At 68.7% G+C, this 3,808-nt stretch carries 4 protein-coding genes; 1 reads left to right on the top strand and 3 read right to left on the bottom strand.

Going from position 1 to position 3,808, the window contains the following annotated elements:
* Positions 1 to 470: 470 nt before the first annotated feature.
* Positions 471 to 1,982 carry an AMP-binding protein gene (locus E1293_RS45375; RefSeq protein ID WP_207939506.1) on the top strand — a complete coding sequence of 504 codons (1,512 nt, stop codon included), beginning with the start codon at positions 471 to 473 and terminating at the stop codon, positions 1,980 to 1,982.
* Between the two features lie 87 nt (positions 1,983 to 2,069).
* On the opposite strand, the gene E1293_RS45370 is transcribed toward E1293_RS45375, so the two are convergent.
* The 3 genes from E1293_RS45370 to E1293_RS45360 all read right to left on the bottom strand — a co-directional run.
* Positions 2,070 to 2,378: a hypothetical protein gene (locus E1293_RS45370; RefSeq protein WP_132206096.1), complete on the bottom strand. Its 309-nt coding sequence runs from the start codon at positions 2,376 to 2,378 to the stop codon at positions 2,070 to 2,072.
* Between the two features lie 53 nt (positions 2,379 to 2,431).
* Positions 2,432 to 3,211 carry a class I SAM-dependent methyltransferase gene (locus E1293_RS45365; RefSeq protein ID WP_132206094.1) on the bottom strand — a complete coding sequence of 260 codons (780 nt, stop codon included), beginning with the start codon at positions 3,209 to 3,211 and terminating at the stop codon, positions 2,432 to 2,434.
* A gap of 89 nt (positions 3,212 to 3,300) precedes the next feature.
* The coding region (locus E1293_RS45360; protein ID WP_165978701.1) for a RecB family exonuclease at positions 3,301 to 3,808 on the bottom strand (508 nt) is incomplete at its 5' end.

Genomic DNA, 3,808 nt, shown 5'->3' with positions numbered 1-3,808 from the left:
CACCACCGCGATCGGCGCCTTCATCGACGGCTGGAACGACCGCTGCGAACCGTTCTCCTGGACCAAGGACGCCGACGAGATCATCGCCAAAATCAAAAGAAAAGAAACTTTTCGAGCGAGACACTAGCGATAAACGCCCATCCCCTGTCGGCCACCGCAACGAACGTGACAGCGATCGGCGACAAGCGGAATGGGCACGCCCACCTTCGGAAGGCCACCGCAGCCGTCCATCAACGGCAACCACACCGAGCCGATAGGAAAGTAGCCTCAGCCACGCACACAAGAGAAAGGGACCCAGCACACGCACCTCGGCAAATATCTCGCGTTTAGGCGGGTATGTCAGGCTCGCGAGCGAGCGAGCAGGACGGCCAGGGAGGAGAAGCGTGCTGTTGCTGGACCAGGTGCGTAGCGTCGCCAGTCTTGGGGCCAGGGCTGCCCGTGCGGTACGGGATGCCGGGGTCGTGCAGCCCATGCGTCCGGATCGGGCGGCGCGGTTGCTGTTTCCGTATGTGCGGTTCGGGCCCGTCCCGGCGACGATCGGAGCGATGTCGGCGCTGCGGTTCCCTGACCGGACGGCTCTGATCGACGAACGTGGGGCATTGTCCTACGCCGAACTCGAAGAACGTGCGGCGGCGCTTGCGGCCGCGCTCGAAAACCGTCTGGACGACGGCAGGGTCGGGGTTCTGTGTCGCAACCATCGCGGATTCGTGGAGACGGTTCTGGCCGCGTCCCGCCTCGGCAATGACGTCGTGCTGTTGAACACCGACTTCTCCGGAACGCAACTGGGACAGGTCGTCAAGAGCGAGAATATCGAACTGCTTGTCCACGATGATGAGTTCGTCCAGACGGTAGACGAGTCGAAGTTCGCAGGGGACCGAATAATCGCCTGGTGCGAGAACACCAACGGTGAGACGATCGACGGGCTTATCGCCAGTACCGAACCTGCACCGATCAAGCCGCACAAGGCCGGCAGTGTGATCGTGATGACGTCGGGAACCACGGGCACACCGAAAGGTGCTCGCCACGACCTGACGGTTTCGTCGTTGTTGCCTGTGGCGCTGAGCCATCTGATGCGCGTTCCGGTCCGGTCGGGGGCGCCCATTGTGGTCGCGCCGCCGCTGTTCCATATTCTCGGGTTCGCCTACACGACGGTCGGGCTCGGGATGGGCATGCCGCTCATCCTGTCCCGCCGATTCGACCCGCGGCGGACGCTGGAGACGATCGTGGACTGTGAGGCGGAAACGCTGGTCGCGGTGCCCGTGATGCTTCAGCGCATCCTGGACGTGCACGACGCGCTGCGAACGCCGTCCCTGCGCGTGGTGGTGTGCGGCGGCTCGGCATTGCATCCGCATTTGTCGGACGCGTTCATGGACGTGTTCGGTGACGTCCTCATCAACGTGTACGGGGCGACGGAGACCGGCTGGGCCACGATCGCCACGCCGGAAGATCTGAGGGACGCCCCAGGCACGGTCGGGAAGCCGTCCTTCCGCCTCACGATCAAGATCCTCGACGAGGACGGACGGGAGCTGCCGCCCGGTGCGACCGGGGAGATCTACACCGGTGGCGGGCTGCGGTTCGCGGGCTACACCGGTGGCGGCGCCAAGCAGGTCCGGGACGGCCTGACGGGCACCGGCGACCTCGGGCATTTCGACGAGGCCGGACGCCTGTTCATCGACGGACGCGCGGACGACATGATCGTCTCGGGTGGGGAGAACGTGTTCCCCGGCGAGGTCGAGGGCCTGCTCGGCGAGCATCCGGACGTCGCGGACGTGTCGGTGGCCGGGGTGGACGACGACCGGTTCGGCCGGCGGCTCGCCGCCCATGTCGTGAGGAACGAGGGCGCGACGGTCACCGAGGACGACCTCAAGGCTTACGTGAAGGAGCACCTGGCCAGGTACAAGGTCCCGCGTGACGTCCGGTTCGTCCGGGAACTTCCCCGCACGAGCACCGGCAAGGTCAAGCGGCGCACGCTGGACGGCTGACGGAAGGGAACGCCCGGGCCCAAGGCCGCAAGACCCCGGGCGCACCCGATCGCGAGGCCGGATGCCACGGCCTCGGGCGGCGCGGCCTCAGGCGGCGCCGGCGCGGTTCTTCGCGGCCATGCAGATGCGGGCCAGGTCGTTGAGGGCGTCGGCGCGGCGCTCGTCGAGGGTTCGGCGGTCGCCCGGCCCGGCCTCGGCGAGGGTGTCGATGACCAGGGAGAACACCGGCCATTCGGCGGGGCCGATGGCGCCCTGGAAGTCGACGCCGTCTTCGAGGTCGTCCAGGTCGAGGTGGCGGGCGAAGGTGGCGAGGGCGGCCTCGGCCGCGACGACGCCGATGCGCATCGCCAGCGCTGCCGGCTCGCGATCGAGGGCGCGCACATTGCTAGAACCCATGTTCGACAACATAAACCACACCGGTGACATTCGTCGAACGTTTGCTCGAAAACCTAACCCGCGATCGCCTGCTGGAAGAGGTAGGAGTGCGTGAAGTGCAGGACGCCGTCGTCCATGCTCGGACGCATGCCGGTGGCCGGTCCGCCCGCCAGCTCGTCCTCCAGATCCCGCCTGATCTGCGCGGCGACGTCGGCGGGAGTGTGCGAGAACCGCAGCCACGGGTCGAGCGGGCGGGCGTAGTCGAACCGCTCGGCGCGCTTCACCTCCGCGCCCGCCGACGTGACGAGGTCCGCGACCTGCGTTTCGGTGAGGGCCGTCCCGTGCGAGGGGTCGCGGAGGCGCTCGATGCGGTCGAGGTCGCCGTGCAGCCCGTCCGGCCGGCTGAGGTCGGCGATGATGAGGGCGGCACCGGGCCGGCAGACCCGGACCATCTCCCGCACGACGGCTCCCGGGTCGGCGACCTGGTGCAGCGAGAAGCGGGTGACGACGAGCGTGTACGACCGGTCGAGGTAGGGCAGGGCGACGGCGTCGCCGTGCGCGAAGGTGACGTTCATGAGGCCGGCGTGGTCGGCGGCGCGCTTGCCTTCGGTCAGCATCGCGGGCGTGAGGTCGAGGGCGGTGACGTGCCGGACGCGACGGGCGATGGCGCGGGACACGAGGCCGGTCCCGGCGGCGACCTCCAGGACGACGTCCTCCAGGTCGAGCTCGGGGTCCATGAACCGGACGAGCCGGTCCAGGTGGCGGGTGAACGCGACATTCAACGCGGGGTCGGCGAATCCGGCCGCCTGCTTTGAGAACTCCCGTACGACCTTCTCGTCGTGGGTCACCGTCACGTCGCCTCCTCGGATGGTTGCACGGATCATCCCCGAAACCACGCACGGTGAACAGAGGTCAGGTGAGACTCCTCACTTCGTCCTCGACCTCACGCTGCGGGGACGTCTTCAAGCAGCGCGGCGAGGCCGGCGGCGTCCAGCAGGTCGGCCGGGCGGACGGTGACGTTGGCGCTGACGTAGTGGAACGCCGCACTGACCTGTGACACGTCCACCCCGTTGAGTTCGGCCCAGGCCAGCCGGTACGCGGCGAGCTGCACCGCGACGAAGCGGGCCTCGTCCCCGGACGGCGGTGAGCCGGTCTTCCAGTCGACGACCTCGTAGCCGCCGCCCGGCGACCGGAACACGGCGTCCATCCGGCCCCGGATGAGGCGGTCGCCGATGACGGTCTCGAACGGCACCTCGATGTCGAGCGGTTCGCGCGCCGCCCACTCCGACTGCTCGAAGCGGTCGCGCAGCCGGGCGAGGTGCGCGTCGTCGACGGCGCCCTCGTCGGCGGCGCCGGGCAGTTCGTCCGGGTCGAGGAGGCGCTGCTGGCCCCAGCGGCTCTCCAGCCAGGCATGGAACGCGGTGCCCCGCCGGGCGTAGGGGGCGGGGGGA

The sequence above is a fragment of the Actinomadura darangshiensis genome (assembly GCF_004349235.1).
Lineage (GTDB): Bacteria > Actinomycetota > Actinomycetes > Streptosporangiales > Streptosporangiaceae > Spirillospora > Spirillospora darangshiensis.
The sequence above is the reverse complement of the archived record's forward strand: the minus strand, read 5'-3'. Positions and strand labels throughout refer to the sequence as shown.